General features: G+C 60.9%; 23 protein-coding genes, 1 tRNA gene and 1 pseudogene. 17 read left to right on the top strand and 8 right to left on the bottom strand.

The window, feature by feature from the left end; genetic code table 11:
* Window positions 1-242: 242 nt before the first annotated feature.
* Window positions 243-2,471 carry an ATP-binding protein gene (locus J6524_RS25660; protein WP_225675719.1) on the top strand — a complete coding sequence of 743 codons (2,229 nt, stop codon included), beginning with the start codon at window positions 243-245 and terminating at the stop codon, window positions 2,469-2,471.
* A gap of 8 nt (window positions 2,472-2,479) precedes the next feature.
* On the opposite strand, the pseudogene J6524_RS25655 reads toward J6524_RS25660, so the two are convergent.
* The 5 genes and pseudogenes from J6524_RS25655 to J6524_RS25635 form a co-directional block, all read right to left on the bottom strand.
* Window positions 2,480-2,888, bottom strand: a pseudogene (locus tag J6524_RS25655) (DUF2189 domain-containing protein); the annotation flags it as partial.
* Between the two features lie 174 nt (window positions 2,889-3,062).
* Window positions 3,063-4,673 (bottom strand): acyl-CoA synthetase, encoded by a 1,611-nt coding sequence (locus J6524_RS25650; protein WP_225675717.1) that lies wholly within the window; start codon window positions 4,671-4,673, stop codon window positions 3,063-3,065.
* 137 nt (window positions 4,674-4,810) lie between these two features.
* On the bottom strand, window positions 4,811-6,337 hold the full coding sequence (locus J6524_RS25645) for an FAD-dependent oxidoreductase (protein WP_225675715.1): 1,527 nt from the start codon (window positions 6,335-6,337) through the stop codon (window positions 4,811-4,813).
* A 22-nt stretch (window positions 6,338-6,359) separates the two neighbouring features.
* Window positions 6,360-6,977 carry a GTP cyclohydrolase I FolE gene (gene folE, locus J6524_RS25640; RefSeq protein ID WP_225675713.1) on the bottom strand — a complete coding sequence of 206 codons (618 nt, stop codon included), beginning with the start codon at window positions 6,975-6,977 and terminating at the stop codon, window positions 6,360-6,362.
* 77 nt (window positions 6,978-7,054) lie between these two features.
* Window positions 7,055-7,510 carry a GatB/YqeY domain-containing protein gene (locus J6524_RS25635; protein ID WP_225675711.1) on the bottom strand — a complete coding sequence of 152 codons (456 nt, stop codon included), beginning with the start codon at window positions 7,508-7,510 and terminating at the stop codon, window positions 7,055-7,057.
* A 284-nt stretch (window positions 7,511-7,794) separates the two neighbouring features.
* Here J6524_RS25635 and carA point away from each other — a divergent pair, with 284 nt between their 5' ends.
* The 3 genes from carA (at window position 7,795) to J6524_RS25620 (ending at window position 10,376) form a co-directional block, all read left to right on the top strand.
* Window positions 7,795-8,985: a glutamine-hydrolyzing carbamoyl-phosphate synthase small subunit gene (carA, locus tag J6524_RS25630; protein ID WP_225675709.1), complete on the top strand. Its 1,191-nt coding sequence runs from the start codon at window positions 7,795-7,797 to the stop codon at window positions 8,983-8,985.
* Window positions 8,986-9,154: 169 nt separating this feature from the next.
* Entirely contained in the window at window positions 9,155-9,655 is a 501-nt protein-coding gene (locus tag J6524_RS25625; RefSeq protein WP_225675707.1) for a PaaI family thioesterase, read from the top strand.
* A gap of 187 nt (window positions 9,656-9,842) precedes the next feature.
* The gene (locus tag J6524_RS25620) at window positions 9,843-10,376 is read left to right on the top strand and encodes a cupin domain-containing protein (protein WP_225675705.1); all 534 of its coding nucleotides are present in this window, start codon (window positions 9,843-9,845) and stop codon (window positions 10,374-10,376) included.
* Window positions 10,377-10,387: 11 nt separating this feature from the next.
* Here the strand turns inward: J6524_RS25620 and J6524_RS25615 are convergent, their stop codons facing one another.
* Window positions 10,388-10,720, bottom strand: a complete 333-nt coding sequence (locus J6524_RS25615) for a hypothetical protein (RefSeq protein WP_225675703.1) — start codon at window positions 10,718-10,720, stop codon at window positions 10,388-10,390.
* A gap of 495 nt (window positions 10,721-11,215) precedes the next feature.
* On the opposite strand from J6524_RS25615, the gene J6524_RS25610 reads away from it, so the two are divergent.
* The 10 genes from J6524_RS25610 to J6524_RS25565 all read left to right on the top strand — a co-directional run bounded on the left by J6524_RS25610 (window position 11,216) and on the right by J6524_RS25565 (window position 21,120).
* Window positions 11,216-11,452, top strand: coding sequence for a hypothetical protein (locus tag J6524_RS25610; protein WP_225675701.1), 237 nt, complete (start codon window positions 11,216-11,218; stop codon window positions 11,450-11,452).
* A gap of 152 nt (window positions 11,453-11,604) precedes the next feature.
* Window positions 11,605-13,068 carry a DUF1254 domain-containing protein gene (locus J6524_RS25605; RefSeq protein WP_225675699.1) on the top strand — a complete coding sequence of 488 codons (1,464 nt, stop codon included), beginning with the start codon at window positions 11,605-11,607 and terminating at the stop codon, window positions 13,066-13,068.
* A 99-nt stretch (window positions 13,069-13,167) separates the two neighbouring features.
* Entirely contained in the window at window positions 13,168-14,601 is a 1,434-nt protein-coding gene (locus J6524_RS25600) for a DUF1254 domain-containing protein (RefSeq protein WP_225675697.1), read from the top strand.
* 236 nt (window positions 14,602-14,837) lie between these two features.
* The gene (locus tag J6524_RS25595; RefSeq protein WP_225675695.1) at window positions 14,838-15,644 is read left to right on the top strand and encodes a DUF2092 domain-containing protein; all 807 of its coding nucleotides are present in this window, start codon (window positions 14,838-14,840) and stop codon (window positions 15,642-15,644) included.
* Entirely contained in the window at window positions 15,641-15,931 is a 291-nt protein-coding gene (locus tag J6524_RS25590) for a hypothetical protein (RefSeq protein WP_225675693.1), read from the top strand. Before J6524_RS25595 ends, J6524_RS25590 begins: the two co-directional genes overlap by 4 nt.
* A 165-nt stretch (window positions 15,932-16,096) precedes the next feature.
* Window positions 16,097-16,450 carry an HdeA/HdeB family chaperone gene (locus tag J6524_RS25585; protein ID WP_225675768.1) on the top strand — a complete coding sequence of 118 codons (354 nt, stop codon included), beginning with the start codon at window positions 16,097-16,099 and terminating at the stop codon, window positions 16,448-16,450.
* 86 nt (window positions 16,451-16,536) lie between these two features.
* Entirely contained in the window at window positions 16,537-18,771 is a 2,235-nt protein-coding gene (locus tag J6524_RS25580; RefSeq protein WP_225675691.1) for a DUF3604 domain-containing protein, read from the top strand.
* A 58-nt stretch (window positions 18,772-18,829) separates the two neighbouring features.
* Window positions 18,830-19,759, top strand: a complete 930-nt coding sequence (locus tag J6524_RS25575; RefSeq protein ID WP_225675689.1) for a peptidylprolyl isomerase — start codon at window positions 18,830-18,832, stop codon at window positions 19,757-19,759.
* Between the two features lie 39 nt (window positions 19,760-19,798).
* Window positions 19,799-20,797 carry a HupE/UreJ family protein gene (locus J6524_RS25570; RefSeq protein WP_225675687.1) on the top strand — a complete coding sequence of 333 codons (999 nt, stop codon included), beginning with the start codon at window positions 19,799-19,801 and terminating at the stop codon, window positions 20,795-20,797.
* Window positions 20,798-20,805: 8 nt separating this feature from the next.
* Window positions 20,806-21,120 carry a hypothetical protein gene (locus J6524_RS25565; protein WP_225675685.1) on the top strand — a complete coding sequence of 105 codons (315 nt, stop codon included), beginning with the start codon at window positions 20,806-20,808 and terminating at the stop codon, window positions 21,118-21,120.
* A 60-nt stretch (window positions 21,121-21,180) separates the two neighbouring features.
* On the opposite strand, the gene J6524_RS25560 is transcribed toward J6524_RS25565, so the two are convergent.
* On the bottom strand, window positions 21,181-21,510 hold the full coding sequence (locus J6524_RS25560; RefSeq protein ID WP_225675774.1) for a hypothetical protein: 330 nt from the start codon (window positions 21,508-21,510) through the stop codon (window positions 21,181-21,183).
* Between J6524_RS25560 and J6524_RS25555 the strand changes: the two genes are divergently transcribed.
* A complete protein-coding gene (locus J6524_RS25555) occupies window positions 21,509-22,399 on the top strand; it encodes a SphA family protein (RefSeq protein WP_376712075.1) in 891 nt (296 codons plus the stop codon). The two genes, J6524_RS25560 and J6524_RS25555, sit on opposite strands and share 2 nt — an antisense overlap.
* Before the next feature lie 193 nt (window positions 22,400-22,592).
* Here the strand turns inward: J6524_RS25555 and J6524_RS25550 are convergent, their stop codons facing one another.
* Window positions 22,593-23,126 (bottom strand): Dps family protein, encoded by a 534-nt coding sequence (locus tag J6524_RS25550; protein ID WP_225675682.1) that lies wholly within the window; start codon window positions 23,124-23,126, stop codon window positions 22,593-22,595.
* A gap of 123 nt (window positions 23,127-23,249) precedes the next feature.
* Between J6524_RS25550 and J6524_RS25545 the strand changes: the two genes are divergently transcribed.
* Window positions 23,250-23,954, top strand: a complete 705-nt coding sequence (locus J6524_RS25545; RefSeq protein WP_225675680.1) for a class I SAM-dependent methyltransferase — start codon at window positions 23,250-23,252, stop codon at window positions 23,952-23,954.
* A gap of 80 nt (window positions 23,955-24,034) precedes the next feature.
* Window positions 24,035-24,110: transfer RNA gene (locus J6524_RS25540), tRNA-OTHER, on the top strand.
* Window positions 24,111-24,273: the final 163 nt, after the last annotated feature.

The raw sequence follows: 24,273 nt of genomic DNA, 5'->3' as shown, positions 1-24,273 counted from the left end.
AGCGGGGTATCCAGTACGCTGCGGCTTCTCGGTTTCAATCACCGATGTCTCTGGAATACTGGCTCACCCGCCTTCGCGGGTGACGATATTTGAATGTAATTCTGAGACCTGAAAACACTCGCACGCGAGTGGACTTAAGCTCGCCTAAGGGATATTCCAGCACCCGTAGATAAGACGGCTGCCTCGCACGCAGGTACCGGACGCACTAAGAACCGCTGACCTGAGCGCGGAACCATGCCCCGATGAGCCTGCGCACCCGGCTACTGATTCTGGTTGTCGCCGCGATGCTGGTGCCGGCCATCCTGGTGGGACTGCGTTTCGTCCAGAACCGCACCAGCGATATCGAGGCCGCGCTGGCCAGCCTGTCGGCGATCGCCAATGAGATCCTGGGCGATCTCGACGAGAAAATTCAGGGCACGGCTCAGCTTCACTACGGCCTTGCCCGCGCCCGCGACCTCGACACCCGCGACAAGGCGGCGTGCTCGGACTTCCTGTCCGCCGTGCGCGAGGAATACACGCGATACACCGGAATATTGACCATCACTCCGGACGGCAGCCTGTTCTGCGATTCGCTGCGAACCAACCGGACGCTCGATCTGCGGGACCGCGACTATTTCAGGGAGGCGCTGACAGCACACGGCATCGTTACGCTCCAGCCGGTGTTCGGCCGGCTGACCGGCATCTCCGTGCTGCAGATCGCCTATCCCGTTCGCTCCGAATCCGGCGAGCTGAAATTCATCCTGCTGGCCTCGTTCAATCTGAAGAAGTTCGCCGATGACCACGACAAGCGCCTTTCGAACGGCAGCGAGATTCTGCTCGTTGACAGGAAAGGCACGATCCTGGTCGCGCCCGAAGGCAGGGACTGGATCGAACCGGCCGGCGGGTCGATCGCAAATTCGGAGCTGTTCCGGGTTGCAGCCTCGCCGAACCGCCAGCCATTCCATGAAGTGAGCGGGCGCGACGGCAAAGTTCGTGTCTGGGCTATCGCGCGCTCGCCCTCGGCGCGCGATGCCGGGCTTTACATCATGGTCGGACGAGCCAAGGACGGCCTGGTGGCCGCGGCCAACCGCCGTCTCTACGAGGACCTGGCGATCCTTGCGGTGGCTTCGCTGCTGCTGCTCGCAGGCGTATGGGTTCTCGCGACCATGAGCATCGGCCGTCAGGTCGGACGCCTGGCGACGATGGCGACGAAGCTCGGGCTTGGTGACTTAAGCGCACGCATCGCTCCACCGCATCCGAGCGGCGAATTGGGCGGGCTGATGACATTGCTCAATGGCACCGCTGAATCGCTGCAGCGCCAGCGCACTGCCATCGACGAACTCAATCAGAAGCTCACCCAATCGCAGAAGATGGAGGCGATGGGTCAGCTCACCGGCGGCGTGGCGCATGATTTCAACAATCTGTTGACCGTGATCCTCGGCAATGCGGAGCATCTTGCCGAGCGGCTGGCCCCCCACAAGGAGCTGCGCACCATTGCCGACAGCATCGCAACCGCCGCCGAGCGCGGATCGGACCTCACGCGCAGCCTGCTAGCGTTCGCGCGCAAGCAGCCGTTGATGCCGAAGGACATCGACATCGGCCAGAAGATCTTCAGCATGGAACCGTTGCTGCGGCGGACACTCGGCGAGCACATCGAATGCGAGTTCCGGCTCGATCAGAATCTGTGGCAGGCCAGCGTCGACCCCGGTCAACTGGCCTCGGCTCTGCTCAATCTCGTGCTGAACGCGCGTGATGCCATGCCATCAGGCGGCAGGCTGACGGTCGAGGTGCAGAATACGACGCTCGGTGAAACCGATATCGACGTCAGCGGCGAGGCGCACCCGGGCGAATACGTCATGGTCGCGGTGACCGATACCGGGACCGGGATGAGCGCAGAAGTCGCGAGCCGCTCCTTCGAGCCGTTCTTCACCACCAAGGAAGTGGGGAAAGGCACGGGCCTGGGCCTGAGCATGGTTTACGGATTTGCCCGGCAATCCGGCGGATCGATGCAGATACGGTCCGAGCCGGGGCAAGGCACCATGGTCAGGCTGTTCTTTCCCCGCGTCGGAACTGCCCGGACGAGCGCCACATCATCCGCCGGGCAGCTGATAGCACCCACCGGCAGCGAAACCATTCTCGTCGTCGAGGACGATGACATGGTGCGCGGCTATGTCGAAAGCGAACTGAAGGCGCTCGGCTATCGCGTCATCGCCACGCGCAACGCGCCCGCGGCGCTCGAAATATTGCGTGAGCCCGGCAACATCCACCTGCTGTTCACGGATGTCGTGATGCCCGGCGGCATGTTCGGCACCGAGCTCGCGAAGCAGGCCGCCCGGCTGCGACCGGGATTAAAAATCCTTTTGACCTCCGGCCATACCGAACATCCCGTCGACGCGACCGACGGCGACGGGCGCGAGGTACGCATCCTCAACAAGCCGTACCGACGGCACGATCTGGCAGCGATGCTGCGTTCGGTCCTCAGTGCGACCTGACTGCCGGTCTATCCCGGCAGCGGCGCGATGATCCGGCGGTAGAGGTGCCAGGTGGTGTGGCCGAGCACCCGGCAGCGTTACGACGAGGCCGAGGAAGTACGGCATTGCCGAAACTGCAAGCAGGATCACGATCAACGCCGCCCAGGCGATTATCGGCAGCGGGCTCGTCACTACCGCGCGCACGCTCGTGATCATCGCGGTGACGAAATCGACGTCGCGATCGAGCAGCAGCGGAAATGACACCACGGTGAGCGAGAACAGGATCAGCGACAGCGTCGCGCCGACCGCATTGCCGACGGCGAGGAACAGAAGGCCCTCATTGGTCGTGAGCACCACCGTGATGAATTCGCGCAGGCTGGCGAAGGAGGCATTGTTTCCGAGCAGCAGCGCGATCAGGAGGCGGACCTGGTACGTCCAGTCGGTCAACATTTGTGAGGTGAGCACCCCTCTGACCGTCGTCCTGCGAACGCAGGGACCCATACTCCGCGGCCGTTATTGCTTGAAAAGACAGATAACGACCGGCGTACAAACAACTTCCGCTGGTGGTTATGGATCCCTGGGTTCGCAGGGACGACGTTGACGTTTGCCGCTCTAACCCAGCGCCCTTAGCTCCCGCCGCAGTACCTTGCCCGTCGCCGTCATCGGCAGCGTCTCGGCGAACTGCACGAAGCGCGGATATTCGTGGGCGGCGAGCTGTACCTTGACGAACTCCTGGATTTCGCGCGCCAATGCGTCGCTTGGCGTAAAGCCCGGACGCAGTACGATCCAGGCCTTGATGGATTCGGTGCGGATCGGATCGGGAATGCCGACCACGGCCGACATCGCGACCGCCGGGTGCTTCATCAGCGTATGCTCGATCTCCGAGGGGCCGACGCGGTAGCCGGCGGTGGTGATGACGTCGTCCTCGCGGCTGACGTACCAGAAATAGCCGTCCTCATCCTGCACGCCGAGATCCCCGGTGAGCAGAAACTCGCCGGCATATTTCTTCGCGGTCGCTTCCGGGTTCTTCCAGTATTCGATCATCGTGCAGGGGCACGGCTGGCGCACGCCGATGATACCGCGCTCGCCCCGCGGCAGCTCCTCGCCCTTGTCGTTGACGATGCGGACGTCGAAGCCTGGCGTCGCCTTGCCCATCGAGCCGGGCCGGATCGGAAACAGGTTCGAATTGCTGCCGATCACAAGATTGCACTCGGTCTGGCCAAACACTTCATGCGCATCGATGCCAAAAGTTTCGCGCACCCAGCCGCGCAGCTCGCCGCCGAGCGATTCCCCGCCGGTGAAGATGCTGCGCAGCCTGACGCCTTTGTTCTTCACATCCGCCTGCCGCATCAGCTTCAAGGCGGTCGGCGGCAGAAACGTATTGCGGATGCCGAGCTCGGCCATCATCGCCATCGCCGCCTGCGGCTCGAATTTGCGCGCGCGGTGGCCGACCAGGGGAATGCCGTGATACCAGAACGCGAGCAGGCCGTTGATCAGCCCGCCGATCCAGGCCCAGTCGGCCGGCGTCCACATCAGGTCGCCCGGCTTCGGAAGGAAGTTGTGGCACATCTCGACATTCGGCAGATGACCGAGCACGACGCGATGGGCGTGCAGCGCGCCCTTCGGATTTCCCGTGGTGCCTGAGGTATAGATGATCAGCGCCGGATCGTCACATGAGGTATCGACCATCGCGAATTCCGGCGAGGCCGATTTGAGCTCCGTCCAGAACGATTTGGTGCCGGCTGGCGCGGGATCACCGATCACGTAAACGTTCTTCAGCGCCGGAAGACGATCGCGGATTTTCTTGAGCTTCTCCCAGCCGCTCTCGTCGGTGACAACAGCCTTTGCCTCCGAATTCGACAGGCGGAATTCCAGCGCGTCCTCGCCGAACAGCGCAAACAGCGGAATCGAGATCATCCCCGAGCGGAACGCCGCAAGATGCGCGATCGGCAATTCCAGGGATTGCGACAGAAACACCGCTAAGCGGTCGCCACGCACGAGGCCGTCGGCATTCAGCACATTGGCAAAGCGGCGCGAGTGCTCTGCGACCTCATCGAACGAGGTGCGCGTGACAGCCCCGCTCTCGTCGACATAGATCAGCGCCAGACGGCCAGAGCCGTCGGCATGACGATCGCAGCACGCGCTCGCCATGTTGAAGCGCGCGGGAATGTCCCAGCGGAAGTTGCGATAGAGCTCGTCATAGGTTGCGGCTTCGGTGAGCATGGCGTCTGTCGTTTCCGTCCCTCGTCATGGCCGGATTTGATCCGGCCAATCACATTCTTGCTTGCAGGCAAGTTTAAAGACGTGGGTGGCCGGGACAAGCCCGGCCATGGAGCGGAGAGACATTTTGTAGCCGTGACTTAGAGCGCCTTCTCCATCGCAAGCTCGGCCTTAAGGTTCGCGACGTCGCGATAGATCGAGGCTACGGCGAGCACACGGCCGTTCTGCTTGTACTGGAGCAGGCAATCCCTACCAGCGATGTCGCCATCAACGGTAATTTCGTCCCATTTTTCGGCGTAACCGATATAGTTGATCGGCACGTCGTAATGCTGGCTCCAGAAGAACGGTACGGTGTCGAAGGGCTGACGTTGCCCGAGCATGTTGCGCGCCGCTGTCTGACCCTGACGCTCGGCCACCACCCAATGCTCGACTCGGATGTTTTCGCCGGAATGGGGATCAGGCCAGCGCGCGATATCGCCCGCGGCATAGATGCCGGGCACGCTGGTTTCGAGATAGGCGTTGACGGTCACGCCGCGATCAATCGCCAGCCCTGCCTTCTCGGCCAATCCGAGGCGGGGACGCACGCCGACGCCGACCACGACGACATCGGCCTCGATGACGGTGCCGCTTGTTAGCGTTGCGCGCTTGCCGTCGATCGCGGTGACGGTGTCGCCGAGGTGGAAGATGACGCCGTGCTCTTCATGCAGGGCGCGGACGAAGTCGCCCAATTCAGGCCCAAGCACGCGCTCCATCGGCCGCTGCTCCAGGCCGACGACGTGGACTTCGACATTTCTGGCGCGCAACGACGCTGCGGCCTCAAGTCCGATGAAGCTCGCGCCGATCACGACCGCCCGCTTTGCGCCATCCGCCAATGCAATGATCGCGCGGGAATCGGCCAGCGAGCGCAGCACGTGGACATGGGGCTGATCCATGCCCGGAATCGGCAGGCGCACCGGCTCCGCGCCGGTCGCCAACAGCAAACGGTCGTAGGGAATGGTCTCGCCGCCTGATGTCACGACATGGCGCGCGTTGGTGTCGATCGACGTGACCTCGGTGTTGAGCCGCAGATCGATCTTCGCCTCGCTGTAGAAATCATCCGGCCGCAGCGGCAGCCAGTCCTCCGGCGCGCTGCCGGCGAGATAATCCTTGGACAGGTTCGGCCGGTCGACCGGCGCCGCGGCGTCGTTGCTCAATATCACGATGCTGCCGTGATAATCCTGGCGCCGCAGCATCTCGGCGGCGGCAAAGCTCGCCGCGCCGCCACCGACGATCACGATCTGGCCGGGCACGTCGGCCGCGGGTCGCGGCTTGATCAGTGGCCTCGGCTGTTCACGCTTCTCGCGAACGAAGACGCGGTCGCCTTGCAGTTCGACCTTCCAAACGGTGACCGGACTGAGCGCCGGCGCCCGGACGGCCTCGCCGGTGCGCAAGTCGAAGCAGGCGTGATGCCAGGGACAGCGAATGCTATCCCCGGTCACGAGGCCTTCCGCGAGCGGCCCGTTATAATGCGTACAATGCGCGCCGATCGCAAAAATCTCGTGCCCCGAACGCACCAGCAGGACTTCTTCGTCGCCGATATGGCCGAGCAACATCTCGCCGGTGAATTCAGACGGCGTTACGCCCTTTGACAGATCGGGACCGGCGGGTGGCGCTTGCTGATCGGCCATCTCTTCCTCCGCTCTCGTTGCGCTAGATTGCCATTCGCAAAAATTCCTGACGGGTCAGCGCGTTGTCGCGAAAGCAGCCGAGCATGCGGCTGGTGACGAGATCGGTGTCCGGCTTGTGCACGCCGCGCGTCGTCATGCAGTGGTGCGACGCCTTGATAATGACACCGACGCCCTGCGGTTCCAGGACATCATTGATGGTGTTGGCGATCTGCGCGGTCATCTTTTCCTGAATCTGCAAGCGCCTGGCATAGATATCGACGACGCGCGCCAGCTTGCTGATGCCGACGACGCGGCCGTTTGGAATGTAGGCCACCCAGGCCTGGCCGATGATCGGCGCCATGTGGTGCTCGCAATGGCTCTCGAAGCGGATGCCGCGCAGCACGATCATCTCGTCATAGCCTTCGATCTCCTCGAAGGTCTTCCTCAGGATTTCGACGGGGTCCTGACCATACCCTGCGAAGAATTCCTCAAACGCGCGCGTCACACGCGCCGGCGTCTCGCGCAGGCCGTCGCGCTCGGAATCTTCACCCGTCCATCGGATAATGGTGCGAACGGCCGCCTCGACCTCGGCTCTGCTTGGCCGCTGAATATCGGACAGCGATGCTCTTGCGCGACTAAGCGCCTGTACATTCGGATTCATCGAGATGCCTTTCCATGACGCTCGCTGTAACGGAGTGAGCCCGTTGGATGCTGCGTCCGCGGAAAGGTTCCCGAAAATTATCCTGACAGTGCCGCCTTCACCAGACCGCTCGCCTTGCCGAAATCCATCTGGCCGGCAAATTTCGCGCGCAGCACGCCGATCACCTTGCCCATGTCCTTCATGCCGGCGGCGCCGGTCTCGGCGATCGCGGCACTGATCGCAGCCTTCACTTCGTCCTCGGACATCTGCTTGGGCAGGTAGGCGGAAATGACGGCGATCTCCTCGCGCTCCTGCGCGGCGAGCTCGGCGCGGCCGCCCTTTTCGTAGAGCTCGACCGATTCCTGGCGCTGCTTGATCATCTTCTGCAGCACGCCGAGCACGTCGGCATCGGACAGCGGCGGCTTGCCCTGCCCGCGCGCCTCGATGTCGGCATTCTTGAGGGTCGAATTCACCATACGCAGCGTGGAGAGCTTGCGCTCGTCTTTGGCCTTCATGGCCTCCTTGACCGCGTTATTGATGTCATCGCGCAGCATGGTTGCCTCACAGAAATGGCGCCGCCGGAAGGGCTTTGGTCTATCGGAAGATTCCGCGTCTATATAGGGGCTCGGCGAGCCGCGCCACTGCCAGCGAGGCAGATACGAGGGGGACCGGCTCGAATTGGTTAAGCCGGGTGGCTCGATTTCGTCGGGATTTTGGCCCAAAGGCGCGGGACTGCCGGAACCAGCGGTCAAATATGCGGTAAACGCATGTGAATCGCGCTGTTTTCCGCCCTTCCGGCTTTGACGCGCGGGGGCGCTTGCGACTATGAAGTGCGCTCATGACCACATCTGAAAACGCCTCAGCCTGGCCGGACCACAAGCCGACCGCGCTCCTCGTGCTCGCCGATGGTACCGTGCTGGAGGGCTTTGGCCTCGGCGCGGAAGGCCACGCTGTCGGCGAGGTCTGCTTCAACACCGCGATGACCGGCTATGAGGAGATCCTCACCGATCCCTCTTATGCCGGCCAGCTCATCACCTTCACCTTCCCGCATATCGGCAATGTCGGTACCAATGAGGAAGACATCGAGACGGTGAACATGGCGGCAACGCCCGGCGCGCGCGGCGTGATCCTGCGCACCGCCATCACCAATCCCTCGAACTACCGCGCGACCAAACATCTCGATCAGTGGCTGCGCGCCCGCGGCATCATCGGCCTCTCCGGCATCGATACCCGCGCCCTCACTGCGTTGATCCGCTCCAAGGGCATGCCGAACGCGGTGATCGCCCATTCGAAGACCGGCGAGTTCGACCTGCACGGTCTGAAGGAAGAGGCGCGCGAATGGCCGGGCCTCGAGGGTATGGACCTGGTGCCGATGGTCACCTCCGGCCAGCGTTTCACCTGGGACGAGACGCCGTGGGACTGGCAAAAGGGCTTTGGCCGCCAGAGCGAGCCGGAATTCAACGTGGTCGCGATCGACTACGGCATCAAGCGCAACATTCTGCGCCTGCTTGCCGCCGAAGGCTGCAAGGTCACGGTGGTGCCGGCGACGACATCGGCCGAAGACATTCTGGCGATGAAGCCTGACGGCGTCTTCTTAAGCAACGGCCCCGGCGACCCGGCCGCCACTGGCAAGTATGCCGTGCCTGTCATCCAACAGGTGATTGAATCGGGCACTCCGACCTTCGGCATCTGCCTCGGTCATCAGATGCTCGGGCTGGCCGTCGGCGCCAAGACCAAGAAGATGCATCAGGGCCACCACGGCGCCAACCATCCGGTGAAGGACGAGACCACCGGCAAGGTCGAGATTACCTCGATGAACCACGGCTTCGCCGTGGACCAGGACACCCTGCCCGAGGGCGCGACGCAGACCCATGTCTCGCTGTTCGACGGCTCCAATTGCGGCATCGAGCTCAAGGGCAAGCCGGTGTTCTCGGTGCAGTACCACCCGGAAGCCTCGCCCGGCCCGCGCGACTCGCATTACCTGTTCAAGCGGTTCGCGGATCTGATGCGGCAGAGGAAGCGGGCGTAGGACACCCACTCGCCATTGCCGGGCTTGACCCGGCAATCCATCCTTCTTGAAGAGCGATGGATGCCCGAGGTCAAGCCCGGGCATGACAATGTGGCATGTGCCGAAAGCGCTATCCATTCCTGCCCGGTTTATTATGATGATCATCACATAAACCGCTGGACGTATCCCTATGCACAACGAGCCCACCGCCCCCACCGTCGAATACGGCGTGACGCCGACGCACATCATGGCGGCGATGTCCGGGCTCGACTTCGTCCGCGCCATCTTCGAAGGCAAGCTCCCCGCACCGCCGATCATGCAGAATGTGGAGCCGTTCGACTCCACCGCCGAGAAGGGCCACGTCATCTTCCACAGCGTTCCGGGCTTCCGGCATTACAATCCGATCGGCTCGGTGCATGGCGGCTACGCCGCGATCCTCCTGGATTCTGCGATGGGACTTGCCGTTCACACCGCCTTGCCCGCCGGCACCGGCTACACCACCCTGGAATTCAAGATTTCCTTCATCAAGGGCATGACCAAGGATACCGGCCCGGTCCGCACCGAGGGCAAGACGCTCAGCGTCGGCCGCCGCGCCGCGACCGCGGAGGCGCGCATCACCGATGCCAATGGTCGCCTGCTCGCGCATGCCACGACGACGTGCCTGGTTTTCGAGATTCCGAAGGGAACATGAGGCGCTGGCGTCGGTTTGAAAGTGTAGGATGCCACTAATCCTATTGTGTCAGAACTCATCCAGAGGAGCGGCGTCAGCCGCGTCTCGAAGGATGAGTGGCACCAGCCGGGCCTCGTGGTTCGAGACGGCGCTGCGCGCCTCCTCACCATGAGGGTCCAATGGTTGCCGGGACTTTCGGAGAACAACCATGTCCGTCGTCAACGCCGATATCGAGCCGCTCACATTCGTCTTCGAAGGTGACGGCCTCGTGCCCAACAATCCCCTGCCGTTCCTGGTCTACAAAGGCGCAGTGGACGTTGCCAACGATCATCCGGAGAAGACCATCGAGGGATTGTTCGGCGCCAATGGCTGGGGCGCGATGTGGCGCAACGGCGTCTATGATTATGTGCACTACCACGCCACCGTGCATGAGGTGCTCGGCGTTGCCCGTGGCCGCGCGCGTGTTCGTTTCGGTGGTACCAGCGGCAAGGAGCTCGAGATCATGGCCGGCGACGTCGCCATCCTGCCGGCTGGCACCGGGCATCAATGCGTATCCGCCAGCCCGGACTTCTGCGTGGTCGGCGCCTATCCGCCCGGACCGCCGATGCAGATCACGCGGCCGACGCCGGAGAACCATGCCAAGGCGCTGAAGACGATCCCCGAAGTGAAGCTGCCGAAAACCGATCCGGTGCGCGGCGAGGACGGGCCGCTGGTGCGGCTGTGGAAACGCGGCGCGCGATAGAACGGCTTGCCTCACCCGCGCTTTGCGATCGGGAAACTCTGCTCAGCCAAAGCCTCCGCCGCGGTTTCGCCCGCGCTGACCCGCATCGCCGCGATCCGCGCGACGAACAGCCCGATCACGAGATTGGTGCGTTCGATCTCCAGCTTGTCGCGGATCGGTCCGCTTGGAGCTGTCGCGCACATCGCCTTGATGCATTCGAGGGTGCGGGACAATGAATCGACCACGGCCCAGATCGGCTCGATCGACGGCGGCGCCGACGGGGAAGGGCTTGCGCCCGGCTGACCAGAGGGAGCGGCACGACGGCCGGATGATGCCATGTCAGAGAATTCGATTATTTTCTGCATCGCTGGATTCCAAATACTTAAAGTTGTAAATTCTTGCTGCCGCACACCTGAGTGCCACCGCCGCATCATAGACGCGATCCCACACAGGTATGCTTAAATTGATTATCGGAATCGCGCAGCACGTTCTTTGTGCGCGCATTTTGCCTCGGCCAAGTAAGCGTCGCTGACCGTTCGGCGGATCGCACACGCGCCGTACCAGCGCGTGAGACACATTGGAAAAGCGCGACAAACGTCGCAAGAAAGGCTCCTCGGCAAGGGCACCCGCTAAGATAGCTAGACCGCATTTCACACCCGTGCTAACGTAACGCGCGTGGAGGTAGCTGAAGCGGCATCGTTAGCCCGTGGCATCACTTTTCCAATACCCATTTTTCTAATCTGCATACGCCTCTCGGCGTTTGCGAACGCGTAGCACGTTCTCTTGCAAATGCGCACCCTTGGGTGCCCAAGCGCGAATGCTTCAAATCGCTTAGTCGATTTTGCAGATGGAATGTTGTCATGCGTATCATAAGCTTGAATCAGATTTTCGGAATTCTTGCCATAACTGCAACGTTGTACGGGCCCGAAGCAGCGATTGCTCAGCACGCGGCAGCCCCGCCCTTCATGAAATCAATCGGCACGCCATCTGCTCCGGTCAAACCTGAGATCGTGCCCTTGCTGTTCGTGCTGAACTCTCGCGGCGTGGCGTTGCAGGGCGACACGCTCACTTTGCCCGGCGTGGCATCCTATTACTGAACGAGAAGGCACGCGCGCGACGCCGCCCCGGCAATATCATTGCCGATCAGCCCACCGAAAGAAGCGTCGCGCGACCATCAAGGGATGGCGCACAAGGAGAATTGAACGAAGCCGCAAGTTAATAATCGACACATTAGAAGAGGAGGTTCGACATGTTTCGAGGAATCCTGCCACTGACATTGTCTCTCTGCCTTGGTGCGGCGACAGCACCCGCCGCGCTGGCCCAGGCGGCGCCGGCTATCACCGAAGAGGAGGCGCATGCAATCGCAGTCGACGCCTACATTTACTTCTACCCCATCATGTCGATGGACGTGTCCCGCAAGCAATTTACAAACGTCGAACCAGGCAAAGAACCTTTCAAGGGTCCGATGAATACGTTCGTTAACGTGCGCGAATACCCGCCGGCGGACTTCAAGGGTGTCGTGCGAACCAACTTCGATACGTTGTATTCCGCCTCATGGCTGGACATGACCAAGGAGCCCGTCGTCATTTCCGTTCCGGACACCAATGGACGCTACTATCTATTGCCGATGCTCGACATGTGGACCGATGTCTTTGCGTCACCCGGCTGGCGGACGACGGGCACCAAGGCCGGGACGTTCCTGATCACTCCCCCAGGATGGAGGCCGGACCTGCGCGAAAGATTTGCCGAGGAGTTCAAGCTTCCAAAGGACACGCAACGGATCGAAGCGCCAACGCCCTATGTCTGGGTCATTGGCCGCACCAAGACGGACGGCCCGGCGGACTACGCCGCGGTTCACAAGATCCAGGCCGGCTACAAGGTCACCCTGCTTTCAGAATTCGGCAAGACACCGAAGCCGGTCGAGGTGAAGATCGACCCAAGCATCGACATGAAGACGCCGCCAAAGACTCAGGTCGATACCATGACGGCGGGCGTGTATTTCGCCAATGCCGCCGAGCTCCTCAAGCTTCATCCGCCGCATGTCACCGACCAGCCGATCATCGCGCAGATGAAGAAGATTGGCATCGAGCCGGGCAAGAGCTTTGACATCGGCAAGCTCGATCCGGCCGTGCAGAGAGCCCTGGAGACCGCACCGCAGGACGCGCAGAAACTGATGGCCTGGAAGTTACCGACGCTGGCGCGGGTTGCGAATGGCTGGTCGATGAACACCGACACGATGGGCGTTTACGGCAACTACTATTTGAAGCGGGCGATCGTCGCTCAGGTTGGACTCGGTGCAAACCTGCCCGAGGACGCCATTTATCCGCTCAATCTCGGCGACGAATCCGGCAAGCCGCTCGATGGCGCGAACAAATACACGATCACATTCGAGAAGGGCGCCGCCCCTCCGACGCATGCGTTCTGGTCGATCACCCTTTACGATTCGGAAGGATTCCAAGTCGGTAACGTCCTGAACCGCTTCGCCGTCTCTAGCTGGATGCCGTTCAAGTACAATGCCGACGGTTCGCTCGATCTCTACTTCCAGAACGAGCACCCGGGCAAGGACAAGGAAGCCAACTGGCTTCCGGCACCGAAGGGACCCTTCAATCTGACCATGCGTCTCTACAGTCCGAAGTCGGAGGCGCTGACCGGAAAATGGAATCCCCCGCCGGTTGTGAAGACGCAAACGACGGTCGGCTTGTCGGCCCAATAAGAGTGACAGAAACGCGGCGGCCGACCTTCCGCCGGCCGCCGGTTTGCAACGCTTCAGATATGAAATCCCAAACCCGATTTCTGGATGAGGAGAGGTTCGATGCTAACGAAACGCGACCTTCTTCGTTCCGCTGCCTTGGCGGCAATGACAGCGACGACGGCAAAATCCTTCCCGGCTCTGGCGCAGGACCGACCGGGCTTCTTCAAGGCGAAGGACATTGCCGAGGCGGGATTCATCTACGGCTTGCCGATCGTGATGAACTACGCGGTGATGTACGAATATGCCATCGATCGCAACTCCGGACAGTTCAAGGCTCCGTTCAATCAGATCAAGAATGAACCTAACGTATACACCTATAAAGACACAGCCATCGTAACGCCAAACAGCGACACACCCTATTCGTTCGTATGGATGGACCTGCGAGCAGAGCCGATCGTCCTCTCGGTCCCGGCGGTGGATCCCAAGCGTTACTATTCAGTCATGCTCTGCGACGGCAATACCTACAATTACGGTTATATCGGAAGCCGTGCCACGGGAAGCGAAGCAGGCGACTACATGGTGGTCGGGCCGGACTGGAAGGGCGCGACCCCACCCGGGATCAAGAAGGTGTTCCGATCGAGCACGCAATTTTCGCTGGCCGGATATCGCACCCAGCTTTTCAATCCGGACGACCTCGATGGTGTGAAGAAGGTCCAGGCCGGCTACAAGGCGCAGACGCTTTCAGCCTACCTGAAACAGCCGACGACGACTGCCTCGGCGGCCATCGACTTTCCGAAAATTGACAAGGAGCTCGTAAAGACGAACTTCTTCGAATACCTCGACTTCGCATTGCAGTTCGCGCCTGTCCAGGAGAACGAGAAGGAGATACGCGCCCAGCTTGCACGCATCGGCGTCGGCCCGGGCAAGACCTTCAACTTCAAGGACCTCTCGCTGGAGGACAAGCTGGAAGTCGGCCTCGGCATGAAGGAAGGCCAGCGCAAGGTTGACGAGGCCGTCGCCAATGTCGGCAAGGATGTCAACGGCTGGCGGATCAGTTCGCTACCTGGCGACAGCGCCCACTACAACGGCGACTGGTTGAAGCGCGCCGCCGCGGCGCAGGCGGGCATCTACGGCAACGACGCGGCGGAGGCGATGTACCCGCTCACGCGCGTCGACGGCAACGGTCAAGCGCTCGATGGCAGCAAAAAGAACTACACGTTGACGTTCCCGGCGGACCAACTCCCGCCCGTGAACGCGTTCTGGTCGCTGACCATGTATGACGGCAAAACCCAGTTGCTGATCGAAAACCCGATCAACCGCTATCTGATCAATTCGCCGATGCTGCCCAGCATGAAAACAAACGCCGACGGCTCGCTGACGCTTTACATCCAGAACAAGTCACCGGGCGCCGACAAGGAGGCCAACTGGCTGCCCGCTCCAAATGGCCCGATCTACCTGGTCATGCGTCTTTACTGGCCGAAGGCCGAGCCGCCATCGATCCTTCCGCCGGGCGAAGGAACATGGAAGCCGCCGGCGATCATGGCTGCAAATTGAGGCCCGCCAACCGGCAGGGAAGCGCCTCTGATTACTTCGAAATGATTAAACTTGCCTCGGAATGATTGGCGCGAAATGGCAAGACGCCGCTGCGCCGACAGATCATTTTGCACTGCGTAATGCGGAGTGGGTTTTATCTTATCAACGACCGGTCGAATCGTACCTAAAAACCTTGGTCGACACGCATTCTTGACGGCGATTCGGCCGCTGAACAAACAAGCAGAAAGGCGATGAAGATGAAGGACGCCGCAGACAACTCGATCGGCCGAGTGGCTCGATGGCCGAGCTTGATCGGCACGATCTTGACTATGGGCATTTCGCTCATTCCCCAGGCTCGCGCACAAGGCAGCGACGCCGACAAGCTTCTCAAGGCGATGTCTGACTACGTCGCGGGCCAGAAGACCATATCGGTCACGTTCGACTCCGATATCGAGGTGATTACCTCCAATCTGCAGAAGATCCAATTCACCAGTTCCGGCCAGGTGCAGTTGAGCCGTCCGGACAAGCTGCGTGCCACCCGAACGGGGGGATACCGCGACATCGAGATCGTATTCGATGGCAAGATGCTGACCGTAAACAACAAGGACGCCAAGGATTACGCCCAGATCGATGCTCCAGGGACGGCCGATCAATTGATCGATGTACTGCGCGATCGGCACGGTGTCGTGGCCCCGGGAGCCGACCTCCTGCTTCCGGACGTCTACAACGTCATGATGGCCGACGTTGTCGAAGGCGCTGTGATCGGCAAGGGCGTCATCGATGGAGTCGAATGCGATCATTTGGCATTCCGCAACGTCGAGACCGACTGGCAAATCTGGATCGAATCCGGGGCGCGGCCGATCCCGCGCAAATACGTGATCACTAGCAAGGGCATAGCCGAAGCACCGCAATACACGCTGCGTATCAAGGAATGGAAGACCGATGTGCCGGCAGATGCCTTTGCCTTCAAGCCGGAATCGTCCGCAAAGAAGATCGCTCTCAGCGATCTCGGTGATATCGACGAAGTGCCGCACGGCACCGCGAACGCAGGAGGAAAGAAATGACACGGCTATCGAAAGCGATCGTCCGCCTCTCGGTTGCGGCCATCACCGGGGGTGCAGCACTGGTGTGGAGCGGCCAGTTGCCGGTGGATTCGCGATCATCGCTCGTATCGTCTGCCGAAGCACGGATCGGACGCCCTTTGACGCCGATGAGTTATGCCGGCGTTGCCCGGCGCACCACACGCCGCGCGGTGGCCGTCGGCGCGGCCGCCGCCGGTGCAGCGGTAGTCGCGCCCGCATGCAGGCAGGTGGCGGATGCCTACGGCAGGATTGTCACCGTCTGCCCGTAATAGTGCCTCGCACAGGGTCGGAGCGCGGGCGACCGCGCCCCGATGGAAGGTTAGGTCGGCGCCAATCTCGCGCTCGGCGTCGCGAGGATGAGGCTAACGCCGGTCAGTTGACCGTTCCTGATCAGAAATTGAGACGCAACATCGTCAACGAAGGAAAATCCAGTGATCGGAAAGAGTTCAATCTTATGCTGCGCGGTCATCGCTCTTGCAGCACCCGCTTACGCCCAGGTCGAACTCAAGACCTACGCGGACAGCAACGGCTACATCGACGTTCAAAAGCTGACCTGCGCACAATTGGCGAACACCTTTCAGGAAGACGCCGATTACCTGACCGCCTGGTACAGCGGCTGGTACAACGGCCTCGCCAAGAAGCACATGATGGAGGTCGACCGGGCCAAGGCCCTCGAACACGAAGTCATCGTCCACTGTAAGGCCAACCGGGACAAGAAAGTCATTGAAGCGATCGATGTGGTCTTCAAGGCCTACCGCGCCGAGAAGGGCATCAAGATGAAGCAGTGATTGGAATTCGTCGACGACGAAGTTACGATGCGTCGATGATAGGTCGAGACCCCCGGCCGATTCGGGCAATGCGGTAGGAGACGATGATGCGAAGGACGTGGAGGCAACGTTTTCTCACCACGACGATACTGGGAGCAGGACTTTTCGGCCTGGCCGCATCACCTGCGTTTGCTCAGCGCAATCCCGAGCGCAACGCCTATTTCGGTCAGACCCATCAGCACACGAGCTGGTCTCTTGACGCTTACATCATCGGCAACACGCTGGCCGGACCGGAGGATGCATACAAATATGCGATTGGCCAGCCGATCAGGCATCCTGCAGGCTACATGATCAAAATCGGCCGGCCGCTCGACTTCGAGGGCGTGACAGATCATTCCGAGTACGCCGGCATGATGAGTTTGGCAAACGATCCATCCTCGCCCATCAGTAAGCTTCCGATCGCCCAAAAACTTAAGGCAAAGACGCAGCAGGAGATCAACAAGGTCTTCCAATACCTGGCAGCTTCGATCGCCAAGCAGCAGCCCATAAAGGAATTGACCGACCCAAAGGTTGCCGGAACGGTTTGGCAGCAGAACAATGCCATTGCCGACAAGTATAACAAGCCGGGCAAGTTCACGACATTCTGCGCGTATGAGTGGACATCGATGCCCAACAATCAAAACATGCATCGCAATGTCTTTTTCAAGGATTGCGCCAAGGTGCCGGTAGCACCGTTCTCGGCTCTTGATTCCGACAAGGCGGAGGATCTCTGGGCTTGGATGAACGACCAGCGCAAAGCGGGCAACGAAGTGCTCGCAATCTCGCACAACGCCAACCTCAGCAACGGCCTGATGTTCCCGGTCGACGTTGACGGCAAGGGCCGCCCGATCGATTCGGCGTGGGCTCGGGAGCGCTTGGCCAACGAGCCGCTGACCGAAATCAAGCAGGTCAAAGGAACGTCTGAAACCCATCCCGATCTCTCGCCGAACGATGAGTTCGCCAATTTCGAGATCATGAACTACCTGATCGGCATCGATAACAGCTCCGCCAAATTGATCGGTGGCTACGCTCGCCAGGCGTACCTTGACGGCCTCGCGATGCAGGACGCCCGCGGCTACAATCCCTATAAGTTCGGTTTTGTCGGGGCCGGCGATTCCCACAACACCGCCGCCAACTTCACACAGTCCAACTACTTCGGCGACCATGGCCTGATGGACGCCACCCCGCAGAGTCGCCTCGCGGGCCGGATAGAATCTGGCATGAATATTCTTGAGACGGGTACGTCCGGATTGGGCGGCGTGTGGGCCGAGGAAAATACGCGCGCGTCGATCTTTGAAGCCATGCAGCGGAAGGAAACCTTCGGCACTAGCGGCGTTCGAATCAAGGTGCGCCTGTTCGGTGGCTGGGAGTACCAACCGGAAATGCTCAAGCAAAAGGACTGGGTCAAGGTCGCCTATGCGGGCGGCGTGCCAATGGGCGGCGATCTGCCGGCTGTAAAGGGCAAGGCGCCGTCATTCATCGTCCAGGCGGTCAAGGATCCCGAGGACGGCAACCTTGACCGCATCCAGATCGTCAAAGGCTGGACAAAGAACGGTCAGACCTTTGAGAAGATCTACGATGTGGCATGGTCCGGAGGCCGCAAGATTGATCCCGCGACCGGAAAGCTGCCGCCAGTCGGCAACACCGTCGACATCTTGAATGCGACATACAAGAACACGATCGGCGCGGTGGAACTCAAACAGGTGTGGACCGATCCGGATTTTGATCCCGCACTGCAGGCAGTTTACTACGCCCGCGTGCTGCAAATTCCGACGCCGCGCTGGAGCACCTACGACGCCAAGAAGCTTGGCGTGCTGCCGCCAAGCAATGTGGCCTCGACGATCCAGGAGCGCGCGTGGACATCCCCGATCTGGTACACCCCGTCCGAGACGGCGCGCGCCACGGCATCGCGCGGCTTGACGGTGGCCGAGCTGAAACAGCGCGGCGCAATGGCGCTCGACGAGGCCCAGCTAAAGGAATTTGCGCTGGGCAAGACCCTGAAGGTACGTAACACTGTCACCGGCAAGAACTTCGATATCCTCTATGGTGCGGATGGACGGCGCGTCGTTACCGAAGTGGCGGACAAGGCGCCAAGTGCCGCGCAATCATTCGAAGTAATGCACAACGGAGTAACCGGCTCGACCGCCACTTACATTATCCGCGACGGGCAGCTCGTCACGACGATCGACAAAACTCCGTTTGCGGTCACGGTCTACAAGCTGGACGACAAATATTTCGGCGCTCGCAGCAACGAATTTGGCTACGTCAACTACGAGGTTGAAGAACCCAAGATCGCGAACTGACGAGAGTTAGGTCGCTCGACATGCAGCCAGCCGCATTGCCTCCAAAGGTTCGAAGCTAATGGATCGTTCGACCCGCGGAACGGCTGAACGTTCCGATTCCGTTTCGGATGCGACATTGGTGACCCAGCCCTCGATAGTGCGGCGGCTGGCAAACGAGCCTCTGCTTCATTTCCTTGTGGTCGGCCTCATCTTGTTCGTGGTGTACGACCGATTGCACCCAGATTTGGAAGCCAAATCCGAATCAAACCGGATCGTCCTGACACCGGCCGACTTCGAACAGTTGGGTGTAACCTGGCTTGCGCAAGGGCGAGCTCCCCCCACTCCCGCAGAAATGCAAAGCCTTATTGAACTTAAGGTCCGGGAGGAAGTGCTCTACCGGGAAGCTTTGGCTCTCGGATTGGACAAGAACGACACGATCGTCAAACGGCGATTGGCTCAGAAGATGGAATTTCTGGCCGAAGGTGCTTCAATCGATAGCGACCCTTCGACGGATATGCTGAGAGCCTGGTTCAAGGACAACCCGCAGAGGTTTTCCCTTCCGCCTCGCGTATCGTTCCGCCATGTTTATTTTTCTCCCGATCAACACGGCGAGCGATCCCGGGAGGCTGCCGCGAAAGCCATGGAGCAGCTCGCGGGGAGGCCAGGAGATTTTCAAGATGCCGCCGCCTTGGGTGATCCCTTCATGGATCGTGATTACTACGGCGACCGGTCCGCAGAGGATATGGCCAAACTGTTTGGTTCAAACTTTGCCCGAGAAGTCGCCGGCCTCAAACCGGGCCGATGGCATGGGCCGATCGAATCCGGATACGGCTGGCACCTAGTTTTCATCGACACATCCGTTCCGAGCCGCGTCCCAGACTTCGAAGAGATCGAACCCGAAATCAAGGCGGAATGGATCGAAGACCAGCGAGCACAAGCCAAGCGCAAGGCTTACGAAACCATGCGCGCGCGCTATCAGGTTGTGACGCCGGAGAGAGCCAAAAACTAGCCGAAAAGACAGGGATGGGTGGTTGGAGAACCCTTGATTATGCGGTCGGCATTTCTGGGCATCATCGCCGCGGCATTCGCGTTCCTTAATGCCGCGACCGCGCATGAGGCGCGCCCGGCTTGCCTCCAGGTTACGGAGATCGCGCCGCAGCGGTACGAGATCGTATGGCGTACGCCAGTCTTGTCAGGAATGCGCCTGCCGGTGGTGCTGCGTTTTCCGGCGAACGCACGCAACGTCACCGAGCCCGTGCTCCGAGAACTCTCGGATTCGCTGATCGAGCGCAGAGTAATTGAGACCAGTGGGAGCCTCGCCGGCACCCGCATCGAGCTTGTTGGCCTACAGGCAACCATCACCGACGTTCTGGCGCGCGTGCAGATGCTCGATGGTACCTTTTCAACTACGCTGGTACGACCGTCAAAACCGTGGATCGAGATCGCAACCTCGCGTAGCTCGCTGGAAGTCGCCGCGACCTACCTGATGCAGGGTGTCGAACACATTTTATTCGGCTACGATCACCTGCTTTTCGTGCTGGCCTTGATCTTGATCGTTCGCAGCGGCCGCGCACTGCTCATAACGATCACCGCCTTCACCGTCGCGCACTCGATTACCCTGAGCCTGGCGACGCTCGGAATCGTGCACGTTCCCGGGCCGCCGGTCGAAGCCAGCATCGCGCTCAGTATCTTGCTGCTCGCCTGCGAGATCATCCGAACGCGGCGCGGACAGGCGAGCCTGACGGCAAGATGGCCGTGGGTTGTCGCGTTCTCGTTCGGGCTGCTTCACGGGTTCGGGTTCGCCGGCGCCCTGACGGAGATCGGCCTTCCACAAGGCGACATCCCGCTCGCGCTCTTCACATTCAACATCGGCGTGGAGATCGGACAGCTGATCTTCGTCGGCGTCGTTCTCGGCGCATTGGCGTGTGCCAAGCGCATCAATCCGCCGCCGAAATTCGAACGCTACGCGTCGGCGGCGGCGATCTATGCGATCGGATCCCTGGCGGCATTTTGGTTCATCGAGCGGCTGGCGGAATTTGCAGCCTAGCCGGAAAAGTGGAGACGGGCTTTCAAAGAAAGGCATATGCGCAAACGCAGGATCCCGGCCGCATCCATGAGGCGACGATCACGGGGATCCGCAAGGGCGTGGGACAGGGCGAGATCGCCGTTTCCGGGACGCTGGCCAAAGTCGGCTCGATCGGCGGCGCCAAGGCCTATCCGGCTGTCATCTCCATACCGAAGGACATCGATCGCAGCCAGCTCAGGCTCGGCATGCCTGGCACCGCCACCGTAATTGCAGAGAACGCCGGCGTCATCGGCCTGATCATGTCCATCCTGGTTTGGGTCAACTCCTATGCCGCCTATCTCTGACACCATCAGCAGCAACCGATGCTGTCTTGCGACGGGCGATTTCAGCCCACTGATGCCGCATTACAACGCGACTTCGGGTAGTATGTACTCAACCCTTGTCGCGGCGGCGATCAAGGCGAAGCGGACGTTGGCGAGGCACGTGACCTCGTCCGTGGTTGCAATGTGATCTCCGGCCATTTGGGGCAGACAAATGACACGCGACACATCCAAACGAAAATCTTGCAAACAAAAATCTCGGCGTTGGCTGATCCACTCAAGTTTCAGCGCTGCCGTGGCGCTGCTCGGCTTCGTGTCCCACGCGGCATACGCCGACGAGAGCGGTGTTTCGTACTGGCTTCCCGGACGCTTCTCCAGCCTTGCCGCGACACCACAGGTGCCGGGCTGGTCCATGGCCGCGGTGTATTATCACACCTCGGTCGAAGCATCTGGCGCCGTCGCCGCGGCAAGGCAGATCCAGATCGGCAGATTCCCGGCAACAGTCAACGTGGATTTCAATGCCAGTCTGAACGCGCAAGCCGATCTGATTCTTCTGAATCCCACTTACACTTTCGGTACACCGGTGCTTGGCGGCCAACTTGCAATCGGCGTCACCGGCATATTCGGCCGAGCAAGCACCGGCATCGATGGAACGCTCACCACCGCAATCGGGCCGCTCGTGATAACCCGCACGGGGAGCATCTCGGATTCACTCACTTCGGTCGGCGACCTCTATCCGCAGGCCACGCTGAAGTGGAATGCCGGCGTGCACAATTTCATGACCTATCTGACCGGAGACATTCCGGTCGGCGCCTACGATCCTGCACGCCTCAGCAACCTCGGCATCGGTCACGCCGCGATCGACGCGGGCGGCGGCTACACCTACTTCAATCCGGCCGCTGGGCACGAATTCTCCGCCGTCGCCGGATTTACCTACAACTTCAAGAATAATCACACGCAGTACCAGAACGGGATCGACTTCCACGTCGATTGGGGAATCTCGCAATTCCTTTCCAAGCAGGTTTTCGTCGGCTTCGTCGGATATGGATATCAGCAGATCACCGACGACTTCGGTCAACATCCGGCGCTCGGCGGGTTCCGCTCGCGTGTCTTCGGCATTGGTCCGCAGATCGGAATTCTTTTTCCGGTCGGCGACATGCAGGGATATCTCAACCTAAAAGGCTACGGCGAATTCGCAGCCGAGAACCGGCCTTCGGGGTGGAATACCTGGCTGACGTTCTCGATCTCGCCGATGGCGCCCACCAGCACACTGACGCCGGCGCGCCGGGTGGTGACGAAGTAGCTGCCAGCGCTGGTGGCGGCGAACTGCGTTTATTCCATCCTGGCTACTGGCGCCGAAAACACGCCGGGCATCATCTGGCCAGTGACCCATCTGCAGACGGGCCAGCAAGCTGACATAGCTCGGCGTGCCCGCCGCAGAACGCAGGGATGGCGAGCGAGGCCCATCCTGCGAATCCACGAACGCATATGCGCACTCAGGCCGCGTTGGCGCCGTCCTGGCGGCTGGCCTCGAACAGGAACCAGGTGCGACGCTCGGTCTCGTCGATGAACAATTCGAGCAACTGGGCGGTGCCTCGGTCCTCATTGTCGTCGGCGAGCTTGTGTGCCTTGCGCATCGCCGTCGCCATCTTCTTGTTATCCTCCATCAATTCGCGCAGCATCTCGCGCGGCGGGACATAGGATTCGTTGTTGTCCTGGATGGTCTGCAGCTTGGCGATCTGCCCGATCGAGCGCAGCGTGATACCGCCGAGCTTGCGCACCCGCTCGGCAAGCTGGTCGGTGGTGGCGAAGATCGCTTCCGATTGCTCGTCCAACAGCAGATGATAATCGCGGAAATGCCGGCCGCTGACGTGCCAGTGGAAGTTCTTGGTCTTCAGGTAAAGCGCGAAGGCGTCCGCCAAAAGGACGTTGAGCGATGCCGAAATCTTCTCTACCGCAGCCGGCGCCAGATCGGTCGGCGTGTCGAGGTCAGGGGATACCTTGTCGGATTTATTGTTGGTTTTGCTCACGTTACACCTTCCTGTTAGGAACCGGATTGAGGCGGCGATGGACATCGGCCGCCGGACGACCTAACGCATCACTCTCTGGCTGGTTCCGGCAGGGGAACCGGCTGTTTGGCTGGGCACGCACGCATGGATGAATGGATCGACTATTACGATTCCACGCATACGATTTATGCGAGCAAGCTGCATCGGGATCTGCATTTTCAGCTGATCGCGCGCGATATCATTGGCTATATCGCCTCGCCCGACTCCGTCGTGCTGGACTATGCCTGCGGCGAAGCGCTATCGGCAGCCAAGGTGGCGGACGCCTGCGCCAAGCTCTATCTGGCCGAGCCGGCACCCGGCGTTCGCGGCCGGCTGATCGCGCGCTTCGCGCCGAACACCAAGATCCGCGTCCGCTCGCTTGAAGATCTCACGCGAATGGCGGAAGGCTCGGTCGATCTCGTCGTGATGAATTCGGTCACGCAATACATGACTCCGCAGGAACTGGATTCAGCGTTTGCCATCATTCACCGGCTGTTGAAGCCAAACGGCCGGCTGGTAGTGGGCGATGTCCTGCGCCCGGAGGTCGGTATGTTCAGAGACGTGCTGGCGCTATTGAAATTCGCACGCTCTCACGGCTTCCTCAAAGACGCCCTGTACGGGCTCGCCAGTACGGCGCTTTCCGACTACCGGCAGCTGCGCACCCGCATCGGGCTGCAGCGCTACAGCGAGAATGCGATGATCGAGAAGCTCGCCCAGGCCGGCTTCTCTACCTCGCGCGCGCATCAGAACATCGGCCACAACCCTTGGCGGATGACCTTCGTGGCCCGGCACGCCCTCCAGCTTAGTTGATCCCTGCCGCGCCCTAAGGTTGTTAACCCTAAAGCACGCTAAGCATGGTTCACCGCGCCGTGATCAGCCATGATGGCCGCGGCCCGGTGGCGGAAGCGACGACGCGGGAGCAGTGCAATGCTCTTTATCCTGGTTCAAATCCAGGCCGGGCCTCCAGCCTTCGCTGCTCCGCAGCTTCGGCTCGGCAAGCCAGCAGTGGCGAAGGCTGTCGCGCCGTAGCGTGGCGAAGGCGGACCTCGGCTCGGCAAGTCCTTCCCAAGCCCTTCCAGAACCCTGAATTTCCCCGTTGATGGCCCGTTTTTGGGGGTTTCGCGGGTGC

The sequence above is a fragment of the Bradyrhizobium hereditatis genome (assembly GCF_020329435.1).
Lineage (GTDB): Bacteria > Pseudomonadota > Alphaproteobacteria > Rhizobiales > Xanthobacteraceae > Bradyrhizobium > Bradyrhizobium hereditatis.
The sequence above is the reverse complement of the archived record's forward strand: the minus strand, read 5'-3'. Positions and strand labels throughout refer to the sequence as shown.

Excerpts from the sequence above, each read along its gene's own strand:
- J6524_RS25660 (WP_225675719.1), top strand. The coding sequence starts at position 243 with ATGAGCCTGCGCACCCGGCTACTGATTCTGGTTGTCGCCGCGATGCTG.
- J6524_RS25650 (WP_225675717.1), bottom strand. The coding sequence starts at position 4,673 with ATGCTCACCGAAGCCGCAACCTATGACGAGCTCTATCGCAACTTCCGC.
- J6524_RS25645 (WP_225675715.1), bottom strand. The coding sequence starts at position 6,337 with ATGGCCGATCAGCAAGCGCCACCCGCCGGTCCCGATCTGTCAAAGGGC.
- folE (WP_225675713.1), bottom strand. The coding sequence starts at position 6,977 with ATGAATCCGAATGTACAGGCGCTTAGTCGCGCAAGAGCATCGCTGTCC.
- J6524_RS25635 (WP_225675711.1), bottom strand. The coding sequence starts at position 7,510 with ATGCTGCGCGATGACATCAATAACGCGGTCAAGGAGGCCATGAAGGCC.
- carA (WP_225675709.1), top strand. The coding sequence starts at position 7,795 with ATGACCACATCTGAAAACGCCTCAGCCTGGCCGGACCACAAGCCGACC.
- J6524_RS25625 (WP_225675707.1), top strand. The coding sequence starts at position 9,155 with ATGCACAACGAGCCCACCGCCCCCACCGTCGAATACGGCGTGACGCCG.
- J6524_RS25620 (WP_225675705.1), top strand. The coding sequence starts at position 9,843 with ATGTCCGTCGTCAACGCCGATATCGAGCCGCTCACATTCGTCTTCGAA.
- J6524_RS25615 (WP_225675703.1), bottom strand. The coding sequence starts at position 10,720 with ATGCAGAAAATAATCGAATTCTCTGACATGGCATCATCCGGCCGTCGT.
- J6524_RS25610 (WP_225675701.1), top strand. The coding sequence starts at position 11,216 with ATGCGTATCATAAGCTTGAATCAGATTTTCGGAATTCTTGCCATAACT.
- J6524_RS25605 (WP_225675699.1), top strand. The coding sequence starts at position 11,605 with ATGTTTCGAGGAATCCTGCCACTGACATTGTCTCTCTGCCTTGGTGCG.
- J6524_RS25600 (WP_225675697.1), top strand. The coding sequence starts at position 13,168 with ATGCTAACGAAACGCGACCTTCTTCGTTCCGCTGCCTTGGCGGCAATG.
- J6524_RS25595 (WP_225675695.1), top strand. The coding sequence starts at position 14,838 with ATGAAGGACGCCGCAGACAACTCGATCGGCCGAGTGGCTCGATGGCCG.
- J6524_RS25590 (WP_225675693.1), top strand. The coding sequence starts at position 15,641 with ATGACACGGCTATCGAAAGCGATCGTCCGCCTCTCGGTTGCGGCCATC.
- J6524_RS25580 (WP_225675691.1), top strand. The coding sequence starts at position 16,537 with ATGCGAAGGACGTGGAGGCAACGTTTTCTCACCACGACGATACTGGGA.
- J6524_RS25575 (WP_225675689.1), top strand. The coding sequence starts at position 18,830 with ATGGATCGTTCGACCCGCGGAACGGCTGAACGTTCCGATTCCGTTTCG.
- J6524_RS25570 (WP_225675687.1), top strand. The coding sequence starts at position 19,799 with ATGCGGTCGGCATTTCTGGGCATCATCGCCGCGGCATTCGCGTTCCTT.
- J6524_RS25555 (WP_376712075.1), top strand. The coding sequence starts at position 21,509 with ATGGCCGCGGTGTATTATCACACCTCGGTCGAAGCATCTGGCGCCGTC.
- J6524_RS25560 (WP_225675774.1), bottom strand. The coding sequence starts at position 21,510 with ATGGACCAGCCCGGCACCTGTGGTGTCGCGGCAAGGCTGGAGAAGCGT.
- J6524_RS25545 (WP_225675680.1), top strand. The coding sequence starts at position 23,250 with ATGGATGAATGGATCGACTATTACGATTCCACGCATACGATTTATGCG.